This window comes from Celerinatantimonas yamalensis (assembly GCF_046054155.1).
Classification (GTDB): Bacteria; Pseudomonadota; Gammaproteobacteria; order Enterobacterales; family Celerinatantimonadaceae; genus Celerinatantimonas; species Celerinatantimonas yamalensis.
In genome coordinates this window covers 653,559-680,065 of the sequence record NZ_JBEQCT010000002.1, presented here as the reverse complement: position 1 = coordinate 680,065, position 26,507 = coordinate 653,559, and the positions used below count along the sequence as shown (strand labels likewise).

The window sequence follows — 26,507 nt, the reverse complement described above, 5'->3', positions numbered from 1 at the left end:
CTCTCATGTTGAAGCCCCTTATTGGGGCTTTTTTGCTCAATGAGTCAGTGAAAATGGATAATACGCTATTCCCAAATGTGGTTTCTTTTTTAAAATCAATTTCACCGTTTGATCTACTGCCTGATGAGGTTCTCGATGCGATTGCCAGCGAGGCGGATATTCTCTATCTCGCAAAATCTGACAGTTTGCCAATTGATAAGGATCAGCATCACTACCTCTACATTCTTCGCTCGGGGGTGGTGGAGCAACGATTACCCGATGGCAGTTTACGGTCGCGTTTAGGGGAGATGGATATTTTCGGCTTTAGTCTGCATAGTCCGATTCCCGGCGATGAATATCAGGTCAAGGCACTCGAAAGCACGTTACTTTACCGTTTTGACTATGTCGCTTTATTACGTTGCGTCGCCGATTATCCAAATATCTCTGAGCAGTTGGCTTTAAATGCGAGCCAACGCATGGATTCAACAATGAGCGTTAAATATGCTCAAGAAGAAAAAGGATTGTTTTTTCAGAGAGTAGAAAAGGTTGCTAGTCATAATATTGCAGTGGCTACTCCCAGTATGACGATCCGGGAGGTGGCGTATTTAATGCGCCACGAAAAAGCGTGTTCCTGTTGTGTTATTGTTGAAAATGGGCGACTGTTGGGGATGGTGACCGACAAGGATATGACTAAACGGGTCGTCGCTCAGGGGGTCGATACGTCCCAGCACATCACGCAGGTAATGACGCATCATCCACATACGATTGGGCATGATGAATTAGTTCTGGCAGCCATGAATATTATGATGCGCTACAAAATTCAGAATCTGCCAGTTTTGGACGATAATAAAAAAGTTATTGGACTGATTACGCCACAACAGCTGATTCATAAACACAGTATTCAAGCTGTTTTTCTGATTGAAAAGATAAGTCGTTGTCATCAGGTGGATGAGTTAGTTGCTTTAGCCCTTGATCGGCAAGCCATTTTTGAGGCGATGGCAGAAAGCGATTTACCGAGCGTCGTTGTCGGACAGGTTATGAGTATGGTCTATGATGCATTTACTCAGCAACTGCTTAGAATGGCGGAGGAAATGTTTGGCCAACCGTCTTGTCAATACGTTTGGATAGCGGCAGGTTCTCACGCCCGAAATGAAGTGCACCTAGGATCCGATCAGGATAATGCCTTAGTTTTAGATAATAGTGCCACTGAGGTTGATAAAGCTTATTTTCATCATTTTGCGATGTATGTGTGCAAAGGACTGGATCAGTGTGGTTATAGCCTTTGCTCGGGCCGGTTTATGGCCGCAGTACCTAAATGGTGTCAAAAAGTGAATATCTGGCAGCAGTATTATCGCAAGTGGGCCATCAATCCTGAATATGAGATGTTACTCAATTTAACCGTCTTTCTTGATATTCGACCCGTTCACGGTACTTTTTCGCTTTTTAATCAGTTAGATACATATCGTCTGAAACAGGTTACGGGAAACCGACATCTGATGGTTGCGTTGGTTCGCAATACCTTGAGAACTCGCCCCCCGCTGGGTATTTTTAATAACGTGGTGCTAGAAAAAAACGGCGAAAATGAAAATAAACTGAATATTAAGCGAGCCGCTATCGGTTGTTTAGTTGATCTGGCTCGAATTTATACGCTCTATGAAGGTGGCGATAAGTTAAATACGGAAGATCGTATCCAATTTGCCTATGAAAAAGGGGTGATTAATGAACGTTCCGCATTGGATTTGCTCGGCACTTACCGGTTTATTAACCAGTTGCGTTACGCACATCATCTTAATTGTTTACGCGGGGCAGAAGCTGTGTCGAATTATATTGATCCAAATGAATTTGGTAGTTTTGATCGCCAGCACTTAAAAGATGCATTTCGAATTATTAGTGGCTTTCAGGACGCGATTAAAATGAAATTTGGGTGTTAATGATGCGTCCTAATTGGTTGTGTTCACCCGCCGAAAAGTGGTTAAAAAAAAGGAATAATTACCCAATAGATCAACTTCCTGATGAACTTAAACCATTGGTGCTATCACCTCAATTAACATTAAAAACAAATATCAGAGATATTGATATTTTGGTCGTTGATTTTGAAACCACAGGCGTTGATCCCCAGAATGAACAGATTCTTAGTATGGGATGGGTCGTCATCGAAAAAGAGATTATCCGTTTAAGCTCTGCCAGATATATGTTGATCAACGAAGTGATCCATTCGTCATCGATAGCCAATACAGCCAAAATACATCAGTTATTGCCTCAAGAACTCAGCAATAAAGGCATTGCATTATCTTGCGCATTTAGCCGGCTGTTTCAAGCCATGGAGAATAAACTGATTCTGGTTCATGGAACGGTCATCGAAGAACGTTTTTTTAATCAGTATATCAACAAGACCTATCAGCTCAAGGCACTCCCTATTCCCTGGCTCGATACGCTGCGTATGGAGCAAGCTCGGAATCAGATGGTGAGACGATCCGCACACCCAGAAGATTGGCGCTTAAGCACCTCCCGACAACATTATGGTTTACCTCTATACGCTGCGCATAATGCTCTAGTCGATGCAATGGCCAGCGCGGAACTATTTTTAGCTCAGATAATGGTAATGTTTGGTCATGAACAGATTGATTTCGAAACTATATTTAAGATATCGAGATGAAAAGTAATCGATCATGCAGATGTTTAAAACCAAAGAGAAGAAGAGCTGACAAGCAAAGTTATTCGAACTACCTTGATCGCCATAACTGAGTTTAGCGCGTTGCGTTGAGAATCGTGATATATCTTATTCCATCGGTGAGTCACAGGTTACTTATGATGACTGCGTTTTGATGGACAAAGACTTCCCATCATCATTATGCTTTAATCTTTTTTCTTATGAGGTGAAGCTTAAACCTGAATAAAGCTAGATGCGTCATTCACTTTGGCTGAGTAAAGAGGTGATGCAAGCTCGATAGTGGTTCATGCGCTCGATGCTTGGGGGGATACTTGATCTGTAGATACAGCCTAAGAAAAGTAAAAGAGCAATGAATCATGATCATTGCTCTTGATGACAAACTGTAAAGGTAAGCGTCAATTAGCGGTTTTCATCTAACCATAAAGTAAGATCTGCTTTTAGCTTATCAGATGTACGTCCAAAAATAGCTTGAACTTCATGATCGATAATGATGACCCCACGCGCGCCAATGGATTGTATCTGCTCGGTATGAATCAACGATAGATCGCTGACTTTAACTCGTAATCGCGTTAAGCAAGCATCGATACTTTGAATATTATCTTTGCCGCCAAATGCATTAATGAGCACCTTGCAGTCGTCATCTAAGTCAATGGGTGTCGAGAGGTGGTGCTGGTTTTGATGACTTAACACCTTTTTCAGCCCAGTGAGTAATTCAGTGATCTGCATGTTAGCTTTCCTTATCGGTGGGCTCTGTCAAAATAGCAAAGCCGAACGCATCCAGTGATAACTGACCTTGGTGGGTCTCACGACTGAGTGCATTTTTATAAGCATGCGGCAGACTTACTTGCACTGCTGCATTAGTAAAGTTTTGCACAAAGATGAAGCGTTGCTGCGAATCCTCTCTTGCCTGTGCGCTCACCCCTTGAGGCAGCTCTGTGGCGATGGCTCGTGGTAACTGCAGTGTATCAGCGAGCGATGTGGCAAAGTCTTGATGGAATGCTTCATCATTTCGCGAGGCAATGTAATAGGCTGAACCCTTGCCATACTGATTGACAGTTACTGCTGGATAATCTTGGTAAAAGTCATCATCATAGCTTGCCAATGCTTGCGCGCCTTCTAGATGAACTAAATCACACAAATGTTGAGCTGTATAAGGGCCTTTCAGGGCTAATGCATTTGCTTCTTTACCTGTCACATGATTGGTTTCGCCGTCATAGAGGCTATCAATCTCTTCTGACCAGATCCCCAAAATATCTTTCAGCGGCCCGGGGAATCCACCTAAAAAGCATAGGTCATGCTCATTGACGATGCCACTCCAATAGGTCGAGACTAAACAGCCGCCTTCGTCGACAAATGTTTGTAACTTCGCGGCAAAGTCTGCTTTGACCATGTAAAGCATGGGTGCAATCACCAATTGATATTGGTCTAAATTACAGCTTTGATTGATGACATCGACACTAATCCCCATCTCCCAAAATGGCCGATAGTGATCATTAACGGTCTTTTCATAGAACAAGCCTTGGTTTCTGGGTCCTTGGGCATTATCCATCGCCCAGCGACTATCCCAATCAAAGACGATCGCTACTTTCGCCTTAATACGCGATTGGGTGAGTTGTGGCAGTTGGCTTAATACATCGCCAAGCTGGCAAACTTCTCGGCCAACCCGAGTGTCTAAATGACCAACATGGTCAACCACGGCACCATGGAATTTTTCTACCGACCCGCGACTTTTACGCCACTGGAAATATTGCACGGAGTTCGAACCATGGGCAACGGCTTGCAGTGATGAAAGTATGTGCATCCCCGGCTTTTTCAATTTGCTGATCGGTTGCCAGTTGGTCGCACTGGGAGTGGACTCCATCAGTAAAAATGGTTGCCCGCCTTTGAGGGTACGCATTAAATCATGGTACATACCAATATAAGCCGCGGTTTGGTGATCGGGCCACTGACCATGCCATAGCGGGTAGCTATCCCATGAAATCACATCTAAGATGCTGGCCAATTTCCAATAATCATAATCGTAAAAGTACTCCATGAAATTGGTGGTCACGGGGAGTTCTGGATTAAATGAGCGCACTGACTGAATTTCATGCTGGCAGAACTTGGTCACTTGGTCGGTATTAAAACGTTTCCAGTCAAGATTTAAGCCATGAATACTCATTTCCCCGTGAGGCGAAGGTGATTCTAATTGGCTCCAATCTGAGTAGGTATGACTCCAAAAGCGGCTCCACCACGATTGATTAAGCGCATCGAGCGAGTCATATTTAGCTTTGAGCCAGTTGCTAAATTCATGTTGGCAGAGATCGCAGTGACACTCCCCGCCATATTCATTAGACAAATGCCAGCCAATAATGGCAGGGTGATGAGCGTAACGCTCGGCCAGTTTGCGATTAATGATACCCACTTTATCCCGATAAACAGGAGACGTCAGACAGTGGTTATGCCTGCCGCCATGAAGGGCGCGTACCCGTTCGGCATTAACACGTAATACCTCTGGGTATTTTTGCGACAGCCATGCTGGGCGAGCCCCGCTTGGGGTCGCCAGTAACACGTTAATCCCATTTTTGTGAAGTCCATCGAGCACGTCATCTAGCCAGTGAAAATCAAACTCGCCTTCGCTTGGTTCTAACATGGCCCAACTAAAAATCCCCACAGACATAACATTACAATGCGCTTCTTTCATCATCGTCATGTCTTTGTCGAAAATACTAGGATCTTCTAACCATTGCTCGGGATTGTAATCGGCACCGTGCAACAGGGCAGGGAAATCCTTCATCGTTGGTTTTGCTGTAGACATAAAGCCGACTCCAAATATTAGTTAAACGCTTTGATAGATGGTAATACATGACCTTTACAATTAAATAAGTCTTGGTTCTCGCGAGAATTTCCCTCTTGCCATTTATCATGAATATAAGCCATACCTGCCGGTGTTGCCCAAGTCGATCCTTTCACGGGAAGCCACAAAGGAGCCCAATAGAAAACGCCTTTGCCGCGATGATCGCTCACTGAAACGACGGTTTGTAACAGGTCGTGAATAAAATCAGCTTGTCCTTGAACGGAAGCTGGGTAGCCCGATTTTTTAGCTTCTTTTTCGCCGAAGCTATTTGGAGCGCTGTCACAGTTTTTAGTGGTGTAACCATATTGTGTTTCAACCACTACAATATCTTTATGGTAAGTGCTGGCGACTTGATCAAGGTTGGCTTTTAAGGCTTTGATTGAGCCATCCCAATAGGGATAGAACGACACACCAATTACATCGAAGGGAACGTCGCGTTTGGTGATTTCACCAAACCACCATTTAAACATGCCTTGGTCGGCACCTTTGGCTAGATGGAGCATAATTTTGGCTTGTGGCGCGCTGGCTTTTGCCCCTGCGATTGCTGATTTGAGCAGCGCAGCGAGACGATCAAATTCATGGCCATCGCCTCCCCAGCTTTTGCCTGTCGGCCACAAAATTCCGCCGTTGATCTCATTGCCAATTTGGATCATGTTGGGTGTGACCCCAGCTTTGGCAAAGGCGGCAACCGTTTTTTGGGTATATTGCCCAATAATCTGTTTTAACTGTGGAAAATCATAGTTCGCCCATGCTTTTGGCTTGAATTGTTTACCGGGATCAGTCCAAAAATCACTATAGTGAAAATCTAATAAGATCTTTAATCCTAATGCGTGAGCGCGTTTAGCGAGTGCTAGATCGGTGGTTAAATCATTATTGCCACCGCCATAGGGTTGACCTGAGGCACTTTTAGGATCATTCCAAAGGCGAATACGAACATAATTGATCCCATTATGTTTTAAGATCACTAAGGGATCTTGTTTGATTCCTTTTTGATTATAAAAGACACCGCCATGTTTTTCGACATCAGCCAAAATAGAAATATCAGCACCCTTTATAAAATGAGCGGGCGTTTTTACGGGTTCGATTTTAATTGGTTCGTTAGCTAATGCCGAATGACTCACCGTCAGTACAAAAGCTGATGCCAATGCCAATGTTATTTTCTTTAATGTACTCATTGTGTTTACCATTATCCTTTACTCCCGCCAGCGGTAAGTCCTGAAACAAAATATTTTTGCAACGATAGAAAGATGAGTGCAACAGGCACTGAAATGAGCACGGCCCCTGCTGCATAAGTGGTATAACTAGCCCCCATTTTTTGTGCGACTAAATTGTACAATCCAATGGGTAGCGTGTATTTATCGGGTGTGCGTAAGATGGTACTGGATAATATAAAATCTCCCAGTGGACCGGTGAACGAAAATAGCGCGATAACTGCGATAATCGGTTTTGATAGCGGTAAAATAATCTCGAAGAAAATCCGTAGATTACTTGCGCCATCCATGCGCGCTGATTCATCTAAATCGCGAGGAATGGCATCTAAGTAGCCTTTCATCAAATAAGTATTCATGGGGATCATTCCACCGACATACACTAAAACAAGTGCAATATGGCTATTAATTAATCCGAGCATCTGCGCTAGCACAAAGATGGCAATCAAGGCTGAGAATTGCGGGATCATCTGTAACAGCAAAAATAACATCAACCCATTTTGCCGCCCCTTAAAACGAAAGCGAGAAAACGAATAGGCGGTAAAGCTGACACAAATCAACGTTAAGATCATCGTTAATATACTGATCTTCATTGAGTTATAATACCAAGCTACATATGGAATATTGCCACTGAATAACTCGCGATAATGAATGAATGAGACATTTTTTGGGATCAGTTCCGTGCTCAACAGACTGTTCCCTGGATTGAGCGATGCGCCCACGGTCCATATCAACGGGTAAATAATAATCACAGCTACAACTAACAATACAAAGTAGGAGAGTGATAATCGAACTAAGTTTCGAGTTTTAGTGTTTTCAAACATAAGATTAACTCCTCCTACACCATATCTTCATCTTTAAATGAATTGGTTGCTTTAAATTGCCACAGCGCAATACCGACCACAAAGATAGACAGCAAAATAGTAATCGCTGCTGCAATTGCATATTGTGAGGATGACATGGTTAGTTTATAGATCCATGAGACTAAAATATCCGTTCCTCCAGCATTGGAGTTACTCACAGCCGGGCCACCATTGTTAAATAAATAGATGATATTGAAATTATTAAAGTTAAAGGTGTATTGGGTGATGATGATCGGTGCAATAGAGTAAAGCACCAAAGGCAGTGTAATTGATTTGAGTTTCTGCCATGCATTGGCGCCATCAATGGTTGCCGCTTCATAGAGATCTTCTGGGATAGCTTGTAAAACACCGGTAGTCATGGCAAATACAAAAGGAAAGCCTAACCATGTTTGCATCATAATCAGCGCACATTTAGTCCAAAAAGGGTCAGTCATCCAATCTTTAGGTGCAATCCCAAGCATTGGCAAAATGGTGTTATTGATGACACCAAAACTCTCATTGAACATGCCAGCGAACACCAAGATAGTCACAAATCCAGGAACCGCCCAAGGCAGAATTAAAATGGTGCGCATAATGGGTTTAAAGCGTAGATCTTTTTGATTGACCAAAATTGCCAACAAAATACCTACAGCGCATTGTAGTGTGGTTGCAACTAATGTCCAAACAACTGTCCACTGCAACACATCAATAAAAGTATCTCGCCAAAAACTAAATTTAAAGATATTGATAAAGTTCATCATCCCCACCCAGCTAACTAGTCGCGCAGGTGGCGTGTGATAGAGATTATAGTTAGTAAAGGCAATCGCAAAACCAAATACAATCGGGAATACCACCACAAAGACTAATAGAATAAAGGCTGGCGTGGTCATAAAGTAAGGGAAGCCATCTTTGATTAAAAGCTGGTATTGTTCCCGAATGCCACCTGTTGAATTACCCTCATCAATCTTTTGCCCAGTACTATAGGCGTCATGGATACTCCAATAATAGATACCACAGAGCAGTGTGCTAATGATCACTGCAATAATGCCCTTGGCAAGTAAAAATATCGAGTTATCCCTAGGGAGTTCAGTTCCTAAAGTCACTAATCCCCAATATCCCCTTATAAGAAAGTCATAAAAGCACCCTCCTAAGCTAAAAAGCAGGACCATGAACATCAGCCCTTTAAGATACTCTTTGTTATAAATTTGACCTAGCCCAGGAAATAGTGATAGAAGCGAAGCTTTCCCTCTTCGAGTACTAAATATCTGAAAGCTGGATTGATGCGAATGAAGCAAGGGATCTCTCCTCCATTGTTGGGGATAAATAAAATTTATCCCCATTAAAGAACACTATTATTGTTCTGACTGAGTCATCTGAATTTGCATTTTGATGTTGTCTACTGCGGTATTAAGCGCAGGAGCAACTTTGGATTTGCCTGTCGCAACCAGCTGTAAAGCGTTGTTGGTTGGTGTCCAAATGGTTTGCATTTCAGGGACGTTCGGCATTGCTGTGGCATATTTTGCTTGCTGTGCTACGGCTGTTGCTTCTTGATTTTTGGTAAAGTCAGGATCTTTGAGTAGTGCTTTCAAAGCAGGAATTTCAGACGTTTTATCAAACCGGATTTTTTCATATTTTTCCTGATTGATAAATTTGATGAATTTAACGGCCAATTCTTTATTTTTCGAATAACTAGATACCACATAGCCTTTCACACCCAAAAATGAGCGCATATGTTTGCCATTTGGCAACATCGGCAGTGGAGCGACGCCATAATCGACCCCTGCTTTTCTATAAGGTTCGAAGGCCCATGGTCCATTAAAGACCACCGCTGCTCTTTGTTCGGTAAACATGGTGTCAATGGCATTGAGACCCGAACTACCGATAATTCCTTTGGGAAAGGCGCCACTGGTAAAGAATTTCTCGATATACTTAACCGCTTCGACACTACCTGCGTTATTTAAACCAATATCATTGAAATTAAATGAGCCATTACTATTTTTACCAAATATATAACCACCCATGCCGGAAATAACGCCATAACTGTAATAAATTTGATCAAATTTTGCGAGTAAACCGAATTTATCAACTTTACGTTCTTTTAATGACAATTGATAAAGTTCGTCCATCGTTTGAGGCGCTTGTTTGACCATTTTTTTATTGTAAATCATGACAAGGGATTCAACTGCTTTAGGAATACCATATTGCGTGTTTTTATAATTAAGAGCGTCAACAGCTGATTGTGTATACTCATTTAAATAGCTAGTCGGTAGATTCAGTTTAGCGAGTAAACCTTGAATGACAGCCCCACCAATTTGGTCATTTGGAATCACCATCACATCAGGGCCAATTCCGGCTGGACCATCTAGCCGTAATTTTTCAATCTGCTGTGCAAACGGCATTTCTAAGACTTTGACATCCACGTTATATTTGGCTTCAAACGCTTTGACTGCATCAGCAATACCATCTGATTTTTTAATATCTTCCCATACTAATAACTTATGAGTTGATGTATCAGCAAGCGCTGCTTTGCTAATCGCTCCTGTAAATGCGAGCGATAACATCAATGCAGCCGAAATTTTACTAATTTTCATGATTCTTCCTTAAGTAATGAGTTGAAGCAATATGTTGATTTTGTTCTTCCCATATCTACCAAATCATTAATATGTAGGGGATAGGCAGACAGTCTATGAATCGTTTATTCAAGTTCCAATAGTAAAAGGTTTTCAGCGCCAAATAACCACTGTTAATGGTTATTTGTGTGATCAGATTCTCGAAATTTATAGCATTTTGTGAAAGCGGTTACATTTTTAAAAACTGGTACTGTTAATGTCTTCAAATTCAGTGTTAACTTGCGTCATCAGTTTTAAGTGTTAACGCTATCCCTGCATGGGAGAGCTGTTAATGGAATGACTCAGATCTGCGTATCGCTAAAAAGGAATCATCTTCAATGGCTAGTATTCAATTGAAAAATGTTGTGAAACGGTTCGCCGATTCGGAAGCTATTCACGGTGTAAATTTGGAGATTGAGGACGGGGAATTTACTGTTTTTGTTGGGCCATCAGGATGTGGTAAATCAACATTGCTGCGGATGATTGCGGGTTTAGAGACTATCTCTGATGGGCAAATTTCAATCGATGATCGAGTCGTTAATGATATAGCACCATCAAAACGCGGCATTGCGATGGTGTTTCAATCTTATGCGTTATATCCACATATGACTGTGGCTGACAACATTAGTTATGGGTTAAAGGTGGGGGGCGTTGGCAAAGCTGAACGACGTCATCAAGCTGAGGTTGTGGCAAAAACACTCCAGTTGTCAGAACTGCTTGATCGTAAACCGAAGCAGCTTTCGGGGGGGCAGCGCCAGCGTGTTGCAATCGGCCGGGCGATCATTCGCAACCCTAAAGTTTTTCTCTTTGATGAACCGCTTTCGAATTTGGATGCCGAATTACGTGTTGAGATGCGTTTGTACATTGCCAAGCTTCATCAAGAGCTCGGTAATACCATGGTCTATGTGACTCATGATCAGGTGGAAGCGATGACATTGGCTGATAAGATCGTGGTCTTGCAGGCCGGTTCTGTCGAACAAGTCGGCTCGCCAATGGATCTCTATTATCATCCTAAGAATTTATTTGTGGCTGGGTTTATCGGCTCGCCAAAAATGAACTTTATTCCGGCAAAAGTGACTCAAGTGACACCAGAGTCAGTCTCTTTATTACTCAATGGCCAACTTGCAATTTCGCTCCACCACTCGAAATTAGCCGTTAAAGTTGATGATGAAGTCACGCTAGGTGTTCGACCAGAAAATATTTCCCAAGAGCCACAGTCGGTGAAGGTGCCGTTTCATACAGAAGTAGTTGAGCGATTGGGAAACAGTACATATGTGTTTGGTCAAGTTTGTGGTGTGGACCATTTTAAAATGTTATTGCCGGGTGATCAGCATTTTAAACCATATCAAACAATTGATGTTTATTTTAAAGAAGAAAACTGCCTAATTTTTAATGCAGAAGGACTGTGTGTTAGTTAGTTTAATTGCAAAATAAATAGACATACTTGAGCTGCTTTTTAATCCTTGTTGATTAATGCTCATCTGATTTATTTGTACTTAAGAAGTAAATAAATCGTAGCCCTACGATAATTAGGTAGCCCTACATAATAAGGAGATAATAATGTTAAAGAATATAATCATATATTCATCGTTAGGGATGAGCTGCTTGGTGCCTTTGGCTGCATCAGCAGATACGAACCCTTGGTTTTCAACCGACCATTTGTATAAACCCCAGCTCAGTGGTTATTTTAGAAGTGGGTTAGGTGTTTCAAGTAAATCGGGTGGGACACAAAGTAAAAATAATTATCAAAAACAGGTATTAGGTCGTCTGGGTAATGAATTTGATACCTATGCTGAACTGGGCTTAGGTGAAGAAGTTTATAATAAAGATGGCAAGTCATTTTATGTTGATTCCATGTTTTCAATGGACAGTAACGGGTTTCAAGGAACTGAAAATACCTCAAATAGTTCAGCTAATTTTGGCATTAAACAGTTAAATATTCGAGCAAAAGGGTTATTTGACTCACATCCTGATACCATTTTATGGGTAGGGAAGCGCTTCTACCAGCGTCATGATTTACATATTATTGATACGAAGTATTGGGATATTTCAGGTTATGGTATTGGGGTTGAAGATTTTAAAACAGGTCCCGGTAAATTATCAGTTGCATGGTTACGCGGTGACGCCACTGGTTCTGACTCCCAACAGTTTGGTCCTAATGGCCATGCTTACACTGATGATTTAAATATTAACTATGCTGATGTTCGTTATGCGGGTTTATCGCCTTGGGCTGGTTCTTGGGTTGAGTTAGGGATCGACTATGCGATGCCGAATAAGTCAACTGGTCAGAAAGATGTCACCAAAAGCTCTGGCGGTATTTACTATAAAGATGCGAAAAACGGCATCATGGCAACGGCCGTTTTGAGCCAGAAAGTCTTTAGTTATTACACCACGTTGGTTGCACAGTATGCCAATAAAGGGCTTGCACAGAACATGGTTAGTCAAGGCGGCGGTTGGTATGATGCTTGGAATGACACCAGTGATGCCAGCGGCTACCGCTTAATCAACACCACGAATATGAATATTACTCATCAATTCAGTGTTGATTATGTGTTGACCTATGGCCATGCGTCAAATATTGATGCAGATGGTCAAGATCAAACCCTATTTTCGGCAGTGGCGCGTCCTATCTACCAATGGGATGACTACAATAAAACCATGGCTGAAGTGGGTTACTTTAACTTAAACAAATCAGATACAACCAATAGTGATCAAGCAGGTCATAAATTCACGATTGCCCAAGCATGGTCTGCTGGCCCTGGTTTGTATGCCCGTCCAGAAATTCGCATCTATGCAACTTATATTAAAGATGACAAAGGTAGCTCTAACGCAATTGATGATGGCGGTTCTAATCATGACTTGCGTTATGGTGTGCAAGGTGAAGTTTGGTGGTAGGTTAATTCGTTAGAACAGTATAGTGGGTCGGGCGTTTGCCCGACCTCTTTTAGGGGGTGTATATGAGAACAACGATGGTTGTTTTGGGGTTGATCACTGTTTTAACGGGGTGTTCTTCATGGACTGGACAATCCCATCATCAGCAACAGCAAGATGTTGATGTGGCACTATTTGAGCAGGGGCTCGCAAAGCAGGCAAGCTGTTGTCAGAACTTGTCCGCAATCGACTATAAGGTGATTAATCGCTCGGGTGAATATAATCAAGCTATTATGCCGCAGTCTCCTCTCTTTCATTTTTCAGATAGTCCCGCTTATTTTGCTGCTTTTAAAATAGCGTCGGTGAATCGCTATAGCCATTTCAATGTCACTTTAACGTTTGATATTCATAAACATCTGTTTTTACCTAAAATCATTGTACTTAATGATCAATTCCAAGTGACGGGTGTGCTTGATAATAAATTTATTACTCAAAACCCTAATGAATATGTGCAAAATGGTTCGATTGATCGAGAGATCGTCATGGGCGGCGCAGATCGCACCTATCTTGTTGTCTATCAACCTAAAGAGCAATTAACAGAGCATTTCAAAATAGAAACAGAGCAAACCGTATTTAATCGTCAGCACGCCTATGCGCCGCCGCCAATGGGGCTGCGATATAAACAGATGAGCTATCAACCTTTTGGTTCATTTGTGCTAGCTGTTCGAAAGGTTTCTGATTTAAGTGCGCCAGTGGCGCAGCAATCTCAGACGAGCGTGCCAGATGCGCTGCTACAAAGTGCTACACCCGCTGTGAAAGTGAGCAATCATACAGTGACGAGTGATGTGCCTAAACAAGCCGCTAATGATCATGCATTACGCCCTGATAAGTTATTATTGCCTAAATCTGATGAGTCAACTGGGGCGGCATCAGCTAATGATATGTATTCGTCGACGAAACCTTTTGAAGTGCAAATGAGTGAAAAACGATTGTATAAATCGATTCAAAAAGCGCTGCGCAAAGGTGATTATCAAGGCGCTGTGGCACTCTATAAAGATGCGCGCGCGCATGGCATTAATGATGCGGCGCAAATTTTTACCAACGCTTTAAGTCAGCTCTAATCTCTAAATTGATTAAGAGAATGGCGAGGAGGACTTTAAGCTCCATCGCCATTGAAACACTAGTTAGGATACCCTTCGGGGTTATTGGATTGCCAACGCCAGCCATCAATGGCCATCTGCTTGATATCGCGGCTGGCTTGCCAGTGGAGTTCTCGTGCTGCTTTTTTCGGGTCAGACCAACACTGAGCAATATCGCCTTCGCGGCGTGCGCACATTTGATAGTCAATCGTGTGGCCACAGGCTTGCTCGAATGCACGGATAACTTGCATGACACTATAACCTTGGCCAGTACCTAGATTGTAGATATGCACGCCTGCTTCATTGAGCTTATGAGTTAAGGCTGCAACATGGCCATCGGCTAAATCCATAACGTGAATGTAATCGCGCACGCCAGTACCATCAGGGGTTGGATAATCATCACCAAAAATGGATACTTGATCGCGCCGACCGACGGCCACTTGGGTGATATAGGGCGTCAAGTTATTCGGGATCCCTTGTGGATCTTCACCCATGGTGCCACTAGGGTGGGCGCCGATGGGATTAAAGTAACGCAGTAAGGTAATTGACCACTCTGGATCAGAATGAGCTAGATCCTGTAGCATGCGTTCAATCATCAATTTTGATTGGCCATAAGGGTTGGTTGCGCTTAGCGTTGGAAAATCTTCACGAATCGGCACGGAGATTGGATCACCATAAACGGTCGCCGATGAGCTAAAGATCAGTTTTTTGACATGGGCCGCTTGCATCGCTTGGATAAGTGTCAAAGTGCCTGCAACATTGTTTTGATAATAGTCGATGGGTTTGGCAACTGATTCACCCACCGCTTTTAGGCCTGCGAAATGAATCACACCATCGATATGGTGTTGGCTAAACACTTCATCGAGTTGAGCCCGATTGCGAATATCGCCTTGATAGAGCAATGGAGGGTGTGAGGTAATAGCGCTGATGCGCTCGATCACGCTTAATTTACTATTACAAAAGTTATCAAAAATGATCGGCGTGAATCCCGCCTCTATCATTTGGATATAGGTATGGCTACCTATATAGCCAGCACCACCGGTAACCAAAATAGTTGGCATGACAAGACTCCATGATGATTAAATAGAACGATCTATAAATGGTTGACTAAACTTATCAACCCCAGTTGATATCATAGTGACAGATAGGGTTAGCTTAACAAGCTGAAAGTTGGCGAAATGATATCAAAAAAACGAATCAACTGTGCATAGAGGAATACATGGCAACCATCAAAGATGTAGCAAAGTTAGCGGGGGTTTCTGTTGCAACCGTATCTCGCGTGATTAATGGTTCACCTAAAGCAGGTAGCCAGTCGGTTAAGCGGGTACGCAAAGCCATGCTGGAACTGCGTTATCAACCCAATGCAAGCGCGCGCGCTTTAGCACATCAAGATTCTGAAATGCTCGGGTTAGTTGTCGCCGATGTCTCGGATCCTTTTTTTGGAGCCATGGTTAAAGCGACTGATCATGTGGCGATGGCGCATAAAAAGTTTTTGTTAGTGGCCAATGGCTATCATGATGGTGAACGTGAACAGCAAATGATTGAACAGATGCTCAGACATCGCTGCCGTGCATTGGTCGTGCACGCGAAAAAGTTGAGTGATGAGCAACTTGGCGAATATTTTCAGCAGCTTCCTGGAATGGTGTTGATTAACCGTATGGTGCCCGCTTACGCGGATCGATGTTTAGCACTGGATGACCATTATGGTGCCTGGCTGGCAACGTCGCATCTGTTATCTCAAGGCCATCGACGCATCGGTTTTTTGTGCTCAGATCATGTTATCTCAGATGCGCAAGATCGATTGGCAGGATATTGCGCGGCGCTCAACGATTATGATATCGCGTTTGATGAACAATTGGTGACCTATGGCTCGCCTGATCATACTGGCGGCGAACATGCGATGACTGAATTAATGAGTATGTATGAGAAGTTTTCAGCGCTGATCTGCTATAACGATTCGATGGCGGCTGGTGCATTAACCATACTTTATGATAATAATGTCAAAGTGCCGGAGCAGATTTCCATTGTAGGATTTGATGATGGCTTGATTGCCCGTTATGTCCACCCGCGTTTAACGACTATCCGCTATCCACTGACCCAGATGGCGCAAAAAGCTGCGCAATTGGCTATTCAGCTTGCCGATGGAGAGCAGGGTGCAAAAGGTGCTGGGATATATAAACCAACTTTGATCCGTCGTCATTCGGTTAACCGTTATGTCAGTGAATTTGATACGGATATGCCAGGTGTCATACCCACGATGCGCTAGTTTGGTCGTTGCTATAGGCACTTATTAGCAATAAACACACACCCTAAGATGAGGGCTGTGAGCGAAATGATGGCTAAGGGATAGAGAAGGAAATATGCAGCAAAGTAAAAAAGAATGGTTAAACAGAGCATTAAAAAGGCCCGCTTAACGCATTAGTTAAGCAGGCCTAAACGTATTAGTTTAGTTAATCGTCATATCCCTCACGCAATAAACCTCGAAGCTGTTTCTGCTCTTGGTAATCTTCAATTTCACGACGAGCCTGCCCTTTGGTACGGCCGCGATGTTCCTGATGACTTTTACGAGCATGCTTAAGCTCATCCTCGTCCATCCATTCTTCATCATCAAAATGAGGGCGATTAGATCGTTTCATTCCCTAGCACTCCAAAACAATCAACTTGAATCTAAGCCTGTACGTGGGATGAGGACAAACAGGCCAGTTAAAGCGCGATAAATCGCGTGACCTGACGATAGTCGCAATAGTTGAGAAAGGAGTAAAGAGGAAAAAATAGCGTTTTTAGTCTATTTTTTTCTAAGAAAGTTTATTTTTTCACTAAAAAGTTTTAAAAAAGACTAACTCATTGAATTTACGAGTGATTAAAACTAAACTGGCCTAGCAGAAGCTGGGCCAGTAATTGAGGCCTTACTCACACATTTCGCGGCTAATCGCATGATGACCAATATCATGACGATAAAAGCTACCCTGCCAATAGACCTGTTTGGCAAGTGCGTAGGCTTTTTGCTGCGCGTCAAAGACTGAATCACCAAGGGCCGTTGCACACAACACTCGACCACCCGCTGTTAGAGTTTGCCCCTGTTCATTAAGACGCGTTCCTGCATGAAATATTTTTTGATCGATAGCTTCGCTAAGCGGTGTTACATCCGGTAGGCCTTTAATGACATCCCCTTTTTGATACGCTTCAGGGTAGCCACCAGCAGCTATGACCACACCAAGGGCTGGTCGTGAGTCAAATTCAACGGTACTTTTATCTAAGTTACCAGTACTGCCCGCCAAACATAAAGCAACCAGATCAGAGCGTAGTCGCATCATGATCGGCTGGGTTTCTGGATCGCCAAAGCGGCAATTGTATTCAATAACCTTCGGTGTTCCGTCTGCACTAATCATTAATCCGGCATATAAAAATCCCTTATAGGGATGACCTTCTGCTGCCATGCCACGAACGGTCGGATAGATCACCTCATCCATGACTCGCTGATGGATGGTTGCGGTCACGACAGGCGCTGGTGAATAGGCTCCCATACCACCCGTATTCGGACCGGTATCGCCATCACCGACACGTTTATGGTCTTGGCTGGTTGCCATGGGTAACACATGTTCCCCATCAACCATCACAATGAAGCTGGCTTCTTCACCGTCTAAAAACTCTTCGATAACAACGCGACTGCCTGCATCACCAAAGCGATTGCCAGAGAGCATATCATGAATGGCTGCCTCAGCTTGTGCTTCATCCATGGCAACGACAACGCCTTTGCCAGCTGCTAAGCCATCGGCCTTGATGACGATCGGCGCGCCTTGCTGCTTGATGTATTCAAGAGCAGGTTTAACTTCACTAAAGGTTTGGTAAGCGCCGGATGGGATTTGGTGGCGAGCTAAAAAGTCTTTGGTAAAAGCTTTTGATCCCTCAAGTTGCGCGGCGCCCTGCGTTGGACCAAAAATCACGAGACCCGCTGCTTCAAACGCGTCTACTACACCAATAACCAAGGGGGCTTCTGGCCCGACAATAGTGAGCTCAATACGTTGTTCTTGGGCAAACTGCAGCAATTGCTCAATGGCATCGGCAGCTATCTCAACGTTGCTGACCTTGTCTTCTAACGCAGATCCTGCATTGCCTGGAGCAACAAATACTTGATCAACCATCATAGACTGAGCAGCTTTCCAAGCTAAAGCATGTTCACGGCCACCGCCGCCAATAATAAGAACTTTCATAACATTCCTGTTGAGGCTGGGGCGATCCCCAGCGTCGCATAGCAATAATTAATGGAAGAAATGGCGCATACCGGTAAAGATCATAGCAATGCCATGCTCGTTAGCCGCTGCAATGACTTCATCATCACGAATAGAACCACCCGGTTGGATCACACAGGTTATTCCGGCTTTTGCCGCTGCATCAATCCCATCACGAAATGGGAAAAATGCATCTGATGCCATGACACTGCCCGCGACTTCAAGCCCTTCATCTTGTGCTTTAAGGCTGGCTATTTTGGCACTATAGACGCGGCTCATTTGGCCTGCACCCACGCCAATAGTCATATGATTTTTGGCATAAACAATCGCGTTTGACTTCACATATTTGGCTACTTTCCAGCAAAATAGGGCATCACTCAATTCTTGCTCGCTTGGGGTACGTTCAGTGACGACTTGGAGATCGCCTTGATGAATCATACCATTGTCGCGATCTTGCACTAATAAGCCACCATTGACTCGTTTGAGCTGATAACCGCGCGCTTTTTGCTGCCATTGTCCTGCTTCTAACAAGCGTACATTTTTCTTAGCCGCCACAATTTGGCGCGCTTCGCTTGAAATCTGTGGGGCAATAATGACTTCGACAAATTGTTTGGCGACAATGGCTTCAGCTGTATCGGCATCTAGTGTGCGGTTAAACGCGATAATGCCGCCAAATGCTGACGTTGGATCAGTGGCAAAGGCACGCTGATAGGCATCGAAAATGTTCTCGCCAATGGCCACACCACATGGGTTAGCATGTTTGACAATGACGCAGGCGGGCTCATCAAATTCTTTTACACACTCTAACGCTGAATCCGTATCGGCAATGTTATTATAAGAAAGTGCTTTGCCTTGCAGCTGATTGGCATTGGCGATTGATCCTTGCGGGACATCAGATTCCACATAAAAAGCGGCTTGTTGATGGCTATTTTCACCATAACGCATATCTTGCTTTTTCTTAAATTGGAAGTTGATAGTGCGAGGAAAGGCTGAATCAGGATTATTTTCTTCAGGCGAGCCATAGCTAGGTACCATGGTGCCGAAATAGTTGGCAATCATGCCATCATAAGCGGCCGTGTGCTCAAAGGCCGCGATAGCCAAATCAAAACGAGTCGATTGCGTGAGCGAGTTTTGATTGGCGATCATTTCGGTTAAAACACGCTGGTAATCACCACTGTTGACGACAACGGCCACATCTTTGTTATTTTTGGCCGCGCTGCGAACCATTGTTGGGCCACCAATATCGATATTTTCGATCGCATCTTCAAGCGAACAATCTGGGTTAGCAACGGTTTGTGCGAAGGGATAGAGGTTGACGATGACCATATCAATTGGTTGGATCTGATGGTCAGCCATAATCTCTTCATCAGTGCCTCGGCGACCTAAAATACCACCGTGAATTTTTGGATGAAGGGTTTTGACCCGGCCATCCATCATCTCTGGGTGACCTGTATAATCAGATACTTCCATGACGGAAATACCGTTGTCAGCGAGTAGTTTACAGGTGCCTCCGGTCGAGAGTAATTCGACGCCGCGCTCACTTAATGCGCGGGCAAATTCTACAATACCAGTTTTATCTGAAACACTAATTAGAGCACGTCGAATAGGTCGAGCGTTTTCCATTGCGGGATCATTCCTCTTTAGGTTGAAATTTAAGAGCAGGGGGGACTGCCATAGAACTGCCACATATGTTACCTGAAAATGACAATGAAAGGCGATGTCAGGATGAAAAAATCAGCTTATTTACGCCATATCAGGCAGTTATTAGTGATAACTTATTGACTTTTTTCGCCCTTTTCAGCGGGTATACTGACACTTATATGTATTGAATCGAGCATCGTCGGTGGCATTGAGTTAAAGCATTTTGGTGTTTTGGCTTTATACGATGACCCGATTATCAGGCTTGACCTAGTGATTAGATGGCTGCCATAGTCAAGTTATCACATCATCAGAATAAGGTGTTGCACATGTATCGAATTGGTGAAATTGCACAGTTAAGTGGCGTATCTACAGAGACGATTCGTTTTTATGAAAAGGAAGGTTTACTCAAGGCTCCACCTCGGGCTGCTAATGGTTATCGGGTGTACACCGATCATGACCTGCGCCGTTTAAAATTTATTTTACGAGGTAAAAATGCTGGACTGGCCAATGCTGATATGCAAGAGCTCGCCACCATTCGCGATGCCCGTGAGCAAGTTGCTTGCCGCGATGTGAAAAAAGTGGTTGATAACAAGTTGGCGATTGTGCGCGCGCAAATTGAAGAATTACGCGCATTTGAATCATCATTATTACATTTAAGTGAAGTATGCTGTGGCGGCGATGAAAGCGCCGCTCATTGTTCTATTTTAGAGGCGCTGGATGATTTGATGAAATAGCTGAGATCAGCTGTTCTGTCTGAGGGTTAATTATTTTTAGCCGTTGGCATTTGCTGATGGAATACCACCGAACCATCGCTGCTGTAAAATGCACCCGCATCAAAAATCAACCCTTGTTGAATGACGTCAATATAATGGTTGATCATCATCTCTCGGCCTACTTGACAACCTTGAATATTGCGCTTCATTAATGGTGTGTCTAGACTAATCCGGTTGCCCTCCACACGCATCATCCCCGCAAAGCGATGGCATCCGCCTTGTCCATATAACGCCAGATTTTGGTTTACTTGGCGTAAATTAAATTGGACATACTGATGAGCGTCATAAGGGGATGTCGCTCGCCACTGTGTCTGATTTAAAGCCGCTCGATTAAGTGGTGGGGGATACCCATTACACCCTGCTAGCATGGCGGCCAACGACAGGTTAATTAAACTGTTGATAATGCGCATGTCGTCCCTGTGGTAAATCGATGACTTGAATGTCAACGTTTTCAGTGTAACGAAAGAGCGGATAAAATACAGCAATTTATTAACCAGCTAAATAGCCCTATCGCTGTTAATCGAGCCAACATGGATTAAGACGATTTGGTCATCGGTTGAGTTTCCTGCCGCGAAAATAGTTCGGTAATTTTTCCTAAATCATCGATACGATGTAGCTCGATAGGGAGATTTCCTGAGTCTAAACCAAAGACTAGAACGCCATCCTCAGTTAAGTTCATTGATTTGATCCGTTGGTAATCAATAAAAGCATTGGCAAAGAAAAAACCACTTGGTTTAAATAGTAATTTAGGCTGGCGAATATAAGCCAGATAGACCGATAGTAGTGCAACCATGACTAATAGATAGGTTGTGAAAGGACGACCGCCGTTGGTCATATTGCGATAGAGTAAAATAGCAATAAGTGCGACAAAGATTAAGCTATCTAAGCGTGTTTTACGCAATAACGGGATGTGTAAAATCGTTTTTCCATGTCGTCTAGGCATGATGAATTCATCATAAATGGCATAACCAAACAGCAGGATAATAAAGCCAAATAATACCCAATCGGTTACTGACATAGGTCCTCATCTTTGTACTCATAGTCGATAAAAAACTGCCGATGAAAGCCACTTGAGTGGTATTAATCAGCAGTGAAGATGAAGCCGAGATTCGCTCGGCTTCATGCAGTTATAGCCCTAACAAACCAATGGCGTAACCGACGATCCCAATGACAAAGAAACCAAGGATAATCCATAGTGGATTGACATTTTTACGCATCAGCCACATACACCCAAGAGTCAGCAGCAATGGGACAAGGCCTGGCATTAGCTGGTCTAGAATAGTTTGTACTGTGGTGATATGGACCTGGCCTTTCGGGTCAGTAATTCTTGATACCACCAACGGAATATTGACATGAGTCCATTTGTTAACTAACGCCCCCATCACAAAGAGGCCAAGAATTGATGAGCCCTCCGTAAGTTTTTGCAAGAAGCCACCGCTTACATCATTAACGATGTCGACCCCTTTTTTGTAGCCATAAGCCACGCCATAATAACGGACTAACAAGCGGCACAAGTTAAACAAGAAGAAGAACATGATAGGGCCGAGCAAACTGCCACTCATGGCAATCCCTGCACCTAAAGCACCAAATACTGGACGCATGGTCCCCCAGAATACAGGGTCCCCAACACCAGCAAATGGCCCCATCAAACCGACTTTAATCCCGTTAATCGCTGCATCATCAATCTCTTTGGCACCATTAGCACGTTGTTCTTCCATTGCTAACGTGACACCCAAAATGGGTGCGGCCACGTAAGGATGCGTGTTGAAAAACTCCAGATGGCGACGAATTGCTTGTTTGCGTTCTTCATTATTCTCAGGATATAACCGACGAATCATTGGTACAACTGAGAAGCAAAATCCCAGAGCCTGCATCCGTTCAAAGTTCCAAGAGCCCTGAAATAGGTTCGAGCGTAAAAATACACTGAAAATATCAGACTTGGTTATTTTTTTCTGTTTAGTAGAGTCAACCATGATCAAATGCTCCTATTAATCTAATTCGTTATCCAGATCATTGCTGCCGGGCTGAGCCTGCGCAACTTGCTGAGATTGGTTATATTTCGGCTGTAACTGGATATAAACGATGGCCATGATGACACCTAATACACCGAGAGCGACTAAGTTGAAGTTGGTAAATGCGGCAGTGACAAAGCCGAGGTAGAAGAAAGGCATTAAATAGCCTGCGCGCATCATGTTAATGACCATCCCGTAACCAACGACAACGATCATTCCGCCCGCGATGGTTAAACCATTGGTGACCACTTCTGGAATGGCTGAGAGCATTGCATGAACACTATCAGTTCCCACTGAAACGGCGACAATAGTTGCAGGAATAGCAATACGCATGGCTTGCAAAATTAATGCAGAGCAATGTATCCAGCTAATCGCGCTGAGGTTGCCTGATTCTGCTGCCTTATCAGCTGCATGCTGAAAGCCCACAGTGATGGTCCGTACGATAATAGTCAGTACTTGACCCGCGGCAGCTAGAGGGATCGCCAGTGCAATCCCAGCACCAACACTTTGCCCACCTGCGATAACCAAAATGGTCGAAATCACCGATGCCAATGCTGCATCAGGTGCAACGGCTGCCCCAATATTCATCCACCCCAAGGCAATCATCTGCAATGTACCGCCGATGATAATCCCGGTTTTCATGTCACCCAGTACCAAGCCAATTAAGGTACAAGCAACGAGGGGTTGGTGGAATTGGAATTCATCTAGAATCGAGCTAAAACCCGCTAAGCAGGCAATAATAAAGATTAAAACAATTTGTATGGTTGTGATTTCCATGAAATCTCTCCTTAGACATAAAGGCCATTTGCCCTTTGTGGGTCATTTGGATCAGTTGATTTTTTTGAGAAGGTCCATCATCAATAATCGACTGTCAGTGGCCACTTTACGTACTTCCAATTCAATGCCTTTTGCATCCAATGCTTTGAATGATGCAATATCTTGTTCATCGACAGAGACTGCATTATTGATCTGAGTTTTACCCTGTTTAAAGGCCATACCCCCAATATTGACTGACGGAATTTCGACACCACTTTCAACCATGGTTAGAACATCAGTCGGATTAGTGAACAACATCATAACTTTGTCTTTGGCATATTTAGGGTTGTCATAGACACGAATCGCTTTGGCAACGTCGACCACGTGTGCTGTAACGCCTGGAGGTGCAACCTGTTTGAGCAGTGTAGAACGCACAGTGTCTTGAGCGACTTCATCACTGATTACAATAATGCGGCTAACGCCAGTTTCTTTTGTCCAACGAGTAGCCACCTGACCATGAATTAAGCGATCGTCAATGCGAGCCAGACCAATCTTCATATGTCCGCCTGGGCCTGCAACGACAGGGGCTGCTTGAGGGGCCGATGCTGCAACAGGGGCTGGTTTTTCCGCGATCTTCTGTGTTTTAAATGCTTTTACGCCGCCACTTCCAGCTTCTAGAGCGACGCTAATAAGCTCTTTAAGTGATGGATCGTCATCACGCGTCATAAACGTTTCAGTGAGCATTGGGACGTTAACCCCTGTGATCACTTCGTAGTTTTCTTGTTCGTTGGCTAGACGTGTTGCTGCGTTAAATGGGCTTCCTCCCCACGTATCGACCAAGAATAGAACGCCGTCCTCTGAGTGGAGCTTGGCTAAACAGCCCTTATACTTCTCTACCAGAGTGTCTGCATTTTCACCAGGGTTAAATTCGATGAAAGCGACGTTGTCTTGATCACCGATCAGCATTTCTGCATTACGCAAAAGAGGCTCGGCAGCAGCGCCATGAGTGCCGATAATAATCGCTATACTCACGCTTTTTCCCTCACTTTAATGGTCATGAGTAGAAGTGATCCGAGGTCACATAGAAGATATTAAAGTCTCGACCATTCCCACCGCTACAAGATTACTTTTTCCTCCAACACAATAGCGATTATTTGCAACTAAAAATGTGATAGCGGGCCGTTATTGACAGGAAGATATAATTGTTAAAAAATAATAAGTCCACGCGGATGGTGCGTATTTACTGGCTGGATGAGGGGGCTTTATGGAATACGGGGTGTTTGTTACAATTTGTTACAAATGAAAAACGAATGTTGAGACTCAACCTTTGTAGCTAGATTTTACATATTATAGACACTTCGATGTGATGATGTCGCGTTCGCAACTAGTTTGTCCAACGGTATATGATTTGCCTTCACAAATAATCAAAAGTGAGTATAACCAGTTGGTACTGCGGCGATAATAACGTATATAACGTATATAACGTATATAACGTATATAACGTTCACGGTCATGAAAGATTCGAGAGGACGCCCTAGAATTGTCATAAATGCCATTTAAGCTCAACTACTACTGTCTAATTCATCACAAAAAGAGTAAGCCCAATGCGTTTTTATTGGTTGTTGTTAGCATTTTTGAGCATCAGCTCACAGGCTAAATTTATGATTCCAGGTTATGAATTGGTGTATACCACACCCGTTGAAACGACACTAACCGCTCCAGATCTTCGTGGTCCGACGAGCGTGTGGTGTGACTTATTTGATCAGGCCAAACAGCGCATCGATATTGCGCAGTTTTATGTTAGCGGCAAAGCTGATGAGCCATTAGAGCGAGTCATTGCACACCTTAAAGCGGCGGGTGAGCGAGGGGTTAAAATTCGTTTTTTGATGGACCAACATGGGTTGTCTATCTCCACGCCTAAAACACTCGAAGCGCTCAAAGCGATCCCTAACCTAACGTTCAATCTCATCGATTACTCTCACGTAGGGGGTGGGATTATCCATGCTAAATACATGGTTATTGACGGCCAGAAAGCCTATGTCGGTAGCCAAAATTTCGATTGGCGCTCACTCAAACATATTCACGAAACAGGCTTATTGATCAGCGATCTGGCGGTCGTCAAACAGCTGCAGGCGATCTTTGATATTGATTGGCATGCCCAGCAGTTAATTGCTCAAGGTAAACCAGTACTTGCGGTGCGCCACCATGTGGTGTTAGCCGATGAAAGTCACTCAAATTATCTAGTGGCCAGTCCCAATAATTTTGATCCGCCAGGCGTTGGCGATTCACAAAGTGAGTTACCACGATTACTTGCCAAAGCGAAGCATTATGCGCGCATTATGGTGATGACCTATGCGCCATTAGAATTTTCTCGTCATCATCCGCGCCCTTATTACCACGTGATTGATGATGCGATTCGAGCGGCAGCGCAGCGCGGTGTTAAAATCGAGATGCTTGTTTCCAATTGGAATGTCGGCGAACCGGACATCGATTATCTGAAAAGCTTAGCGGTGTTACCCAACATCCAAATTAAGATTGTTACACTTCCTGAAGCGAAAAGTGGTTTTATTCCGTATGCGCGAGTGATGCATAGTAAAACCATGGATATTGATGGCAACATTGCTTGGGTGGGAACCAGTAACTGGGAAGGCGGATATATGGATAACTCTCGTAATCTAGAGGTTGTGATGCAAAATGCGAAGATGGCCAAACGCATCGGTGAGCTACACCAACAGCTTTGGGATAGTCAGTACGCGAAACCCCTCGTGCTCAGTGAGCATTATCCTCATCCTCATCCAGGCAAGCCATAGTGTTCTTTCGTGAGTAGGGCAATCAATCACGGCGCCGATAAAGCGCCGTAGTTGAATATAATCAGCTCATTTTGATGCGTTAGGCCCTTAAATCGATCTTTATCTGTTATGGCTCGTTCATTATGCATCAA

The 26,507-nt window shown here is 43.8% G+C and carries 23 protein-coding genes; 8 read left to right on the top strand and 15 right to left on the bottom strand.

Going from position 1 to position 26,507, the window contains the following annotated elements:
• The first annotated feature begins 5 nt into the window (after positions 1-5).
• Both ABUE30_RS07575 and ABUE30_RS07570 read left to right on the top strand, forming a co-directional pair.
• On the top strand, positions 6-1,910 hold the full coding sequence (locus tag ABUE30_RS07575; RefSeq protein WP_408623115.1) for a DUF294 nucleotidyltransferase-like domain-containing protein: 1,905 nt from the start codon (positions 6-8) through the stop codon (positions 1,908-1,910).
• A gap of 2 nt (positions 1,911-1,912) precedes the next feature.
• On the top strand, positions 1,913-2,635 hold the full coding sequence (locus ABUE30_RS07570) for an exonuclease domain-containing protein (protein ID WP_408623114.1): 723 nt from the start codon (positions 1,913-1,915) through the stop codon (positions 2,633-2,635).
• Positions 2,636-3,049: 414 nt separating this feature from the next.
• Here the strand turns inward: ABUE30_RS07570 and ABUE30_RS07565 are convergent, their stop codons facing one another.
• From ABUE30_RS07565 to ABUE30_RS07540, 6 genes are read right to left on the bottom strand one after another with little or no spacing between them, the layout of a single operon-like run.
• Positions 3,050-3,376 carry a glucose PTS transporter subunit EIIB gene (locus tag ABUE30_RS07565; protein ID WP_408623113.1) on the bottom strand — a complete coding sequence of 109 codons (327 nt, stop codon included), beginning with the start codon at positions 3,374-3,376 and terminating at the stop codon, positions 3,050-3,052.
• A 1-nt stretch (position 3,377) separates the two neighbouring features.
• Entirely contained in the window at positions 3,378-5,447 is a 2,070-nt protein-coding gene (locus ABUE30_RS07560) for a beta-galactosidase (protein WP_408623112.1), read from the bottom strand.
• 17 nt (positions 5,448-5,464) lie between these two features.
• A complete protein-coding gene (locus ABUE30_RS07555; protein ID WP_408623111.1) occupies positions 5,465-6,661 on the bottom strand; it encodes a glycoside hydrolase family 53 protein in 1,197 nt (398 codons plus the stop codon).
• Between the two features lie 11 nt (positions 6,662-6,672).
• A complete protein-coding gene (locus ABUE30_RS07550) occupies positions 6,673-7,518 on the bottom strand; it encodes a sugar ABC transporter permease (protein WP_408623110.1) in 846 nt (281 codons plus the stop codon).
• A gap of 14 nt (positions 7,519-7,532) precedes the next feature.
• Entirely contained in the window at positions 7,533-8,876 is a 1,344-nt protein-coding gene (locus ABUE30_RS07545) for an ABC transporter permease subunit (protein WP_408623108.1), read from the bottom strand.
• 12 nt (positions 8,877-8,888) lie between these two features.
• Positions 8,889-10,127, bottom strand: coding sequence for an extracellular solute-binding protein (locus tag ABUE30_RS07540; protein WP_408623107.1), 1,239 nt, complete (start codon positions 10,125-10,127; stop codon positions 8,889-8,891).
• Between the two features lie 356 nt (positions 10,128-10,483).
• Here ABUE30_RS07540 and ABUE30_RS07535 point away from each other — a divergent pair, with 356 nt between their 5' ends.
• The 3 genes from ABUE30_RS07535 to ABUE30_RS07525 all read left to right on the top strand — a co-directional run bounded on the left by ABUE30_RS07535 (position 10,484) and on the right by ABUE30_RS07525 (position 14,137).
• Entirely contained in the window at positions 10,484-11,563 is a 1,080-nt protein-coding gene (locus tag ABUE30_RS07535) for an ABC transporter ATP-binding protein (RefSeq protein ID WP_408623106.1), read from the top strand.
• A 142-nt stretch (positions 11,564-11,705) separates the two neighbouring features.
• Complete coding sequence (gene lamB, locus ABUE30_RS07530; RefSeq protein WP_408623105.1) at positions 11,706-13,040, top strand: maltoporin LamB; 1,335 nt, start codon at positions 11,706-11,708, stop codon at positions 13,038-13,040.
• Between the two features lie 62 nt (positions 13,041-13,102).
• On the top strand, positions 13,103-14,137 hold the full coding sequence (locus ABUE30_RS07525; RefSeq protein ID WP_408623103.1) for a MalM family protein: 1,035 nt from the start codon (positions 13,103-13,105) through the stop codon (positions 14,135-14,137).
• Between the two features lie 59 nt (positions 14,138-14,196).
• Here ABUE30_RS07525 and galE read toward each other — a convergent pair whose 3' ends face one another.
• Entirely contained in the window at positions 14,197-15,216 is a 1,020-nt protein-coding gene (gene galE, locus ABUE30_RS07520; protein ID WP_408623102.1) for a UDP-glucose 4-epimerase GalE, read from the bottom strand.
• A 158-nt stretch (positions 15,217-15,374) separates the two neighbouring features.
• On the opposite strand from galE, the gene ABUE30_RS07515 reads away from it, so the two are divergent.
• Entirely contained in the window at positions 15,375-16,421 is a 1,047-nt protein-coding gene (locus ABUE30_RS07515) for a substrate-binding domain-containing protein (protein ID WP_408623101.1), read from the top strand.
• A gap of 184 nt (positions 16,422-16,605) precedes the next feature.
• On the opposite strand, the gene ABUE30_RS07510 is transcribed toward ABUE30_RS07515, so the two are convergent.
• From ABUE30_RS07510 to purH, 3 genes are all read right to left on the bottom strand, one after another.
• A complete protein-coding gene (locus ABUE30_RS07510; RefSeq protein ID WP_408623100.1) occupies positions 16,606-16,791 on the bottom strand; it encodes a PA3496 family putative envelope integrity protein in 186 nt (61 codons plus the stop codon).
• Between the two features lie 270 nt (positions 16,792-17,061).
• Positions 17,062-18,366 carry a phosphoribosylamine--glycine ligase gene (purD, locus tag ABUE30_RS07505; protein ID WP_408623099.1) on the bottom strand — a complete coding sequence of 435 codons (1,305 nt, stop codon included), beginning with the start codon at positions 18,364-18,366 and terminating at the stop codon, positions 17,062-17,064.
• 48 nt (positions 18,367-18,414) lie between these two features.
• Positions 18,415-20,007, bottom strand: a complete 1,593-nt coding sequence (purH, locus tag ABUE30_RS07500) for a bifunctional phosphoribosylaminoimidazolecarboxamide formyltransferase/IMP cyclohydrolase (protein ID WP_408623098.1) — start codon at positions 20,005-20,007, stop codon at positions 18,415-18,417.
• Positions 20,008-20,351: 344 nt separating this feature from the next.
• Here purH and zntR point away from each other — a divergent pair, with 344 nt between their 5' ends.
• The gene (gene zntR, locus ABUE30_RS07495; protein ID WP_408623097.1) at positions 20,352-20,759 is read left to right on the top strand and encodes a Zn(2+)-responsive transcriptional regulator; all 408 of its coding nucleotides are present in this window, start codon (positions 20,352-20,354) and stop codon (positions 20,757-20,759) included.
• A 26-nt stretch (positions 20,760-20,785) separates the two neighbouring features.
• Here zntR and ABUE30_RS07490 read toward each other — a convergent pair whose 3' ends face one another.
• The 5 genes from ABUE30_RS07490 to manX form a co-directional block, all read right to left on the bottom strand.
• Positions 20,786-21,208, bottom strand: coding sequence for an META domain-containing protein (locus tag ABUE30_RS07490; RefSeq protein ID WP_408623096.1), 423 nt, complete (start codon positions 21,206-21,208; stop codon positions 20,786-20,788).
• Positions 21,209-21,333: 125 nt separating this feature from the next.
• Positions 21,334-21,816 carry a DUF986 family protein gene (locus ABUE30_RS07485; protein ID WP_408623095.1) on the bottom strand — a complete coding sequence of 161 codons (483 nt, stop codon included), beginning with the start codon at positions 21,814-21,816 and terminating at the stop codon, positions 21,334-21,336.
• A gap of 109 nt (positions 21,817-21,925) precedes the next feature.
• A complete protein-coding gene (locus ABUE30_RS07480) occupies positions 21,926-22,771 on the bottom strand; it encodes a PTS mannose transporter subunit IID (protein ID WP_408623094.1) in 846 nt (281 codons plus the stop codon).
• Positions 22,772-22,786: 15 nt separating this feature from the next.
• On the bottom strand, positions 22,787-23,587 hold the full coding sequence (locus ABUE30_RS07475; protein ID WP_408623093.1) for a PTS mannose/fructose/sorbose transporter subunit IIC: 801 nt from the start codon (positions 23,585-23,587) through the stop codon (positions 22,787-22,789).
• Between the two features lie 51 nt (positions 23,588-23,638).
• The gene (manX, locus tag ABUE30_RS07470) at positions 23,639-24,598 is read right to left on the bottom strand and encodes a PTS mannose transporter subunit IIAB (RefSeq protein WP_408623092.1); all 960 of its coding nucleotides are present in this window, start codon (positions 24,596-24,598) and stop codon (positions 23,639-23,641) included.
• 572 nt (positions 24,599-25,170) lie between these two features.
• Between manX and ABUE30_RS07465 the strand changes: the two genes are divergently transcribed.
• The gene (locus tag ABUE30_RS07465; RefSeq protein ID WP_408623091.1) at positions 25,171-26,376 is read left to right on the top strand and encodes a phospholipase D-like domain-containing protein; all 1,206 of its coding nucleotides are present in this window, start codon (positions 25,171-25,173) and stop codon (positions 26,374-26,376) included.
• The last annotated feature ends 131 nt before the right edge of the window (positions 26,377-26,507 follow it).

What these genes read in the sequence shown, in the direction of transcription:
- ABUE30_RS07560 (WP_408623112.1), bottom strand. Translation starts at nt 5,447, where the DNA reads ATGTCTACAGCAAAACCAACGATGAAGGATTTCCCTGCCCTGTTGCAC.
- ABUE30_RS07535 (WP_408623106.1), top strand. Translation starts at nt 10,484, where the DNA reads ATGGCTAGTATTCAATTGAAAAATGTTGTGAAACGGTTCGCCGATTCG.
- ABUE30_RS07490 (WP_408623096.1), bottom strand. Translation starts at nt 21,208, where the DNA reads ATGCGCATTATCAACAGTTTAATTAACCTGTCGTTGGCCGCCATGCTA.
- purH (WP_408623098.1), bottom strand. Translation starts at nt 20,007, where the DNA reads ATGGAAAACGCTCGACCTATTCGACGTGCTCTAATTAGTGTTTCAGAT.
- purD (WP_408623099.1), bottom strand. Translation starts at nt 18,366, where the DNA reads ATGAAAGTTCTTATTATTGGCGGCGGTGGCCGTGAACATGCTTTAGCT.
- galE (WP_408623102.1), bottom strand. Translation starts at nt 15,216, where the DNA reads ATGCCAACTATTTTGGTTACCGGTGGTGCTGGCTATATAGGTAGCCAT.
- ABUE30_RS07475 (WP_408623093.1), bottom strand. Translation starts at nt 23,587, where the DNA reads ATGGAAATCACAACCATACAAATTGTTTTAATCTTTATTATTGCCTGC.
- ABUE30_RS07555 (WP_408623111.1), bottom strand. Translation starts at nt 6,661, where the DNA reads ATGAGTACATTAAAGAAAATAACATTGGCATTGGCATCAGCTTTTGTA.
- ABUE30_RS07550 (WP_408623110.1), bottom strand. Translation starts at nt 7,518, where the DNA reads ATGTTTGAAAACACTAAAACTCGAAACTTAGTTCGATTATCACTCTCC.
- ABUE30_RS07525 (WP_408623103.1), top strand. Translation starts at nt 13,103, where the DNA reads ATGAGAACAACGATGGTTGTTTTGGGGTTGATCACTGTTTTAACGGGG.
- ABUE30_RS07465 (WP_408623091.1), top strand. Translation starts at nt 25,171, where the DNA reads ATGCGTTTTTATTGGTTGTTGTTAGCATTTTTGAGCATCAGCTCACAG.
- ABUE30_RS07515 (WP_408623101.1), top strand. Translation starts at nt 15,375, where the DNA reads ATGGCAACCATCAAAGATGTAGCAAAGTTAGCGGGGGTTTCTGTTGCA.
- ABUE30_RS07565 (WP_408623113.1), bottom strand. Translation starts at nt 3,376, where the DNA reads ATGCAGATCACTGAATTACTCACTGGGCTGAAAAAGGTGTTAAGTCAT.
- zntR (WP_408623097.1), top strand. Translation starts at nt 20,352, where the DNA reads ATGTATCGAATTGGTGAAATTGCACAGTTAAGTGGCGTATCTACAGAG.
- ABUE30_RS07575 (WP_408623115.1), top strand. Translation starts at nt 6, where the DNA reads ATGTTGAAGCCCCTTATTGGGGCTTTTTTGCTCAATGAGTCAGTGAAA.
- ABUE30_RS07540 (WP_408623107.1), bottom strand. Translation starts at nt 10,127, where the DNA reads ATGAAAATTAGTAAAATTTCGGCTGCATTGATGTTATCGCTCGCATTT.
- ABUE30_RS07485 (WP_408623095.1), bottom strand. Translation starts at nt 21,816, where the DNA reads ATGTCAGTAACCGATTGGGTATTATTTGGCTTTATTATCCTGCTGTTT.
- ABUE30_RS07570 (WP_408623114.1), top strand. Translation starts at nt 1,913, where the DNA reads ATGCGTCCTAATTGGTTGTGTTCACCCGCCGAAAAGTGGTTAAAAAAA.
- ABUE30_RS07480 (WP_408623094.1), bottom strand. Translation starts at nt 22,771, where the DNA reads ATGGTTGACTCTACTAAACAGAAAAAAATAACCAAGTCTGATATTTTC.
- ABUE30_RS07545 (WP_408623108.1), bottom strand. Translation starts at nt 8,876, where the DNA reads ATGGGGATAAATTTTATTTATCCCCAACAATGGAGGAGAGATCCCTTG.
- lamB (WP_408623105.1), top strand. Translation starts at nt 11,706, where the DNA reads ATGTTAAAGAATATAATCATATATTCATCGTTAGGGATGAGCTGCTTG.
- ABUE30_RS07510 (WP_408623100.1), bottom strand. Translation starts at nt 16,791, where the DNA reads ATGAAACGATCTAATCGCCCTCATTTTGATGATGAAGAATGGATGGAC.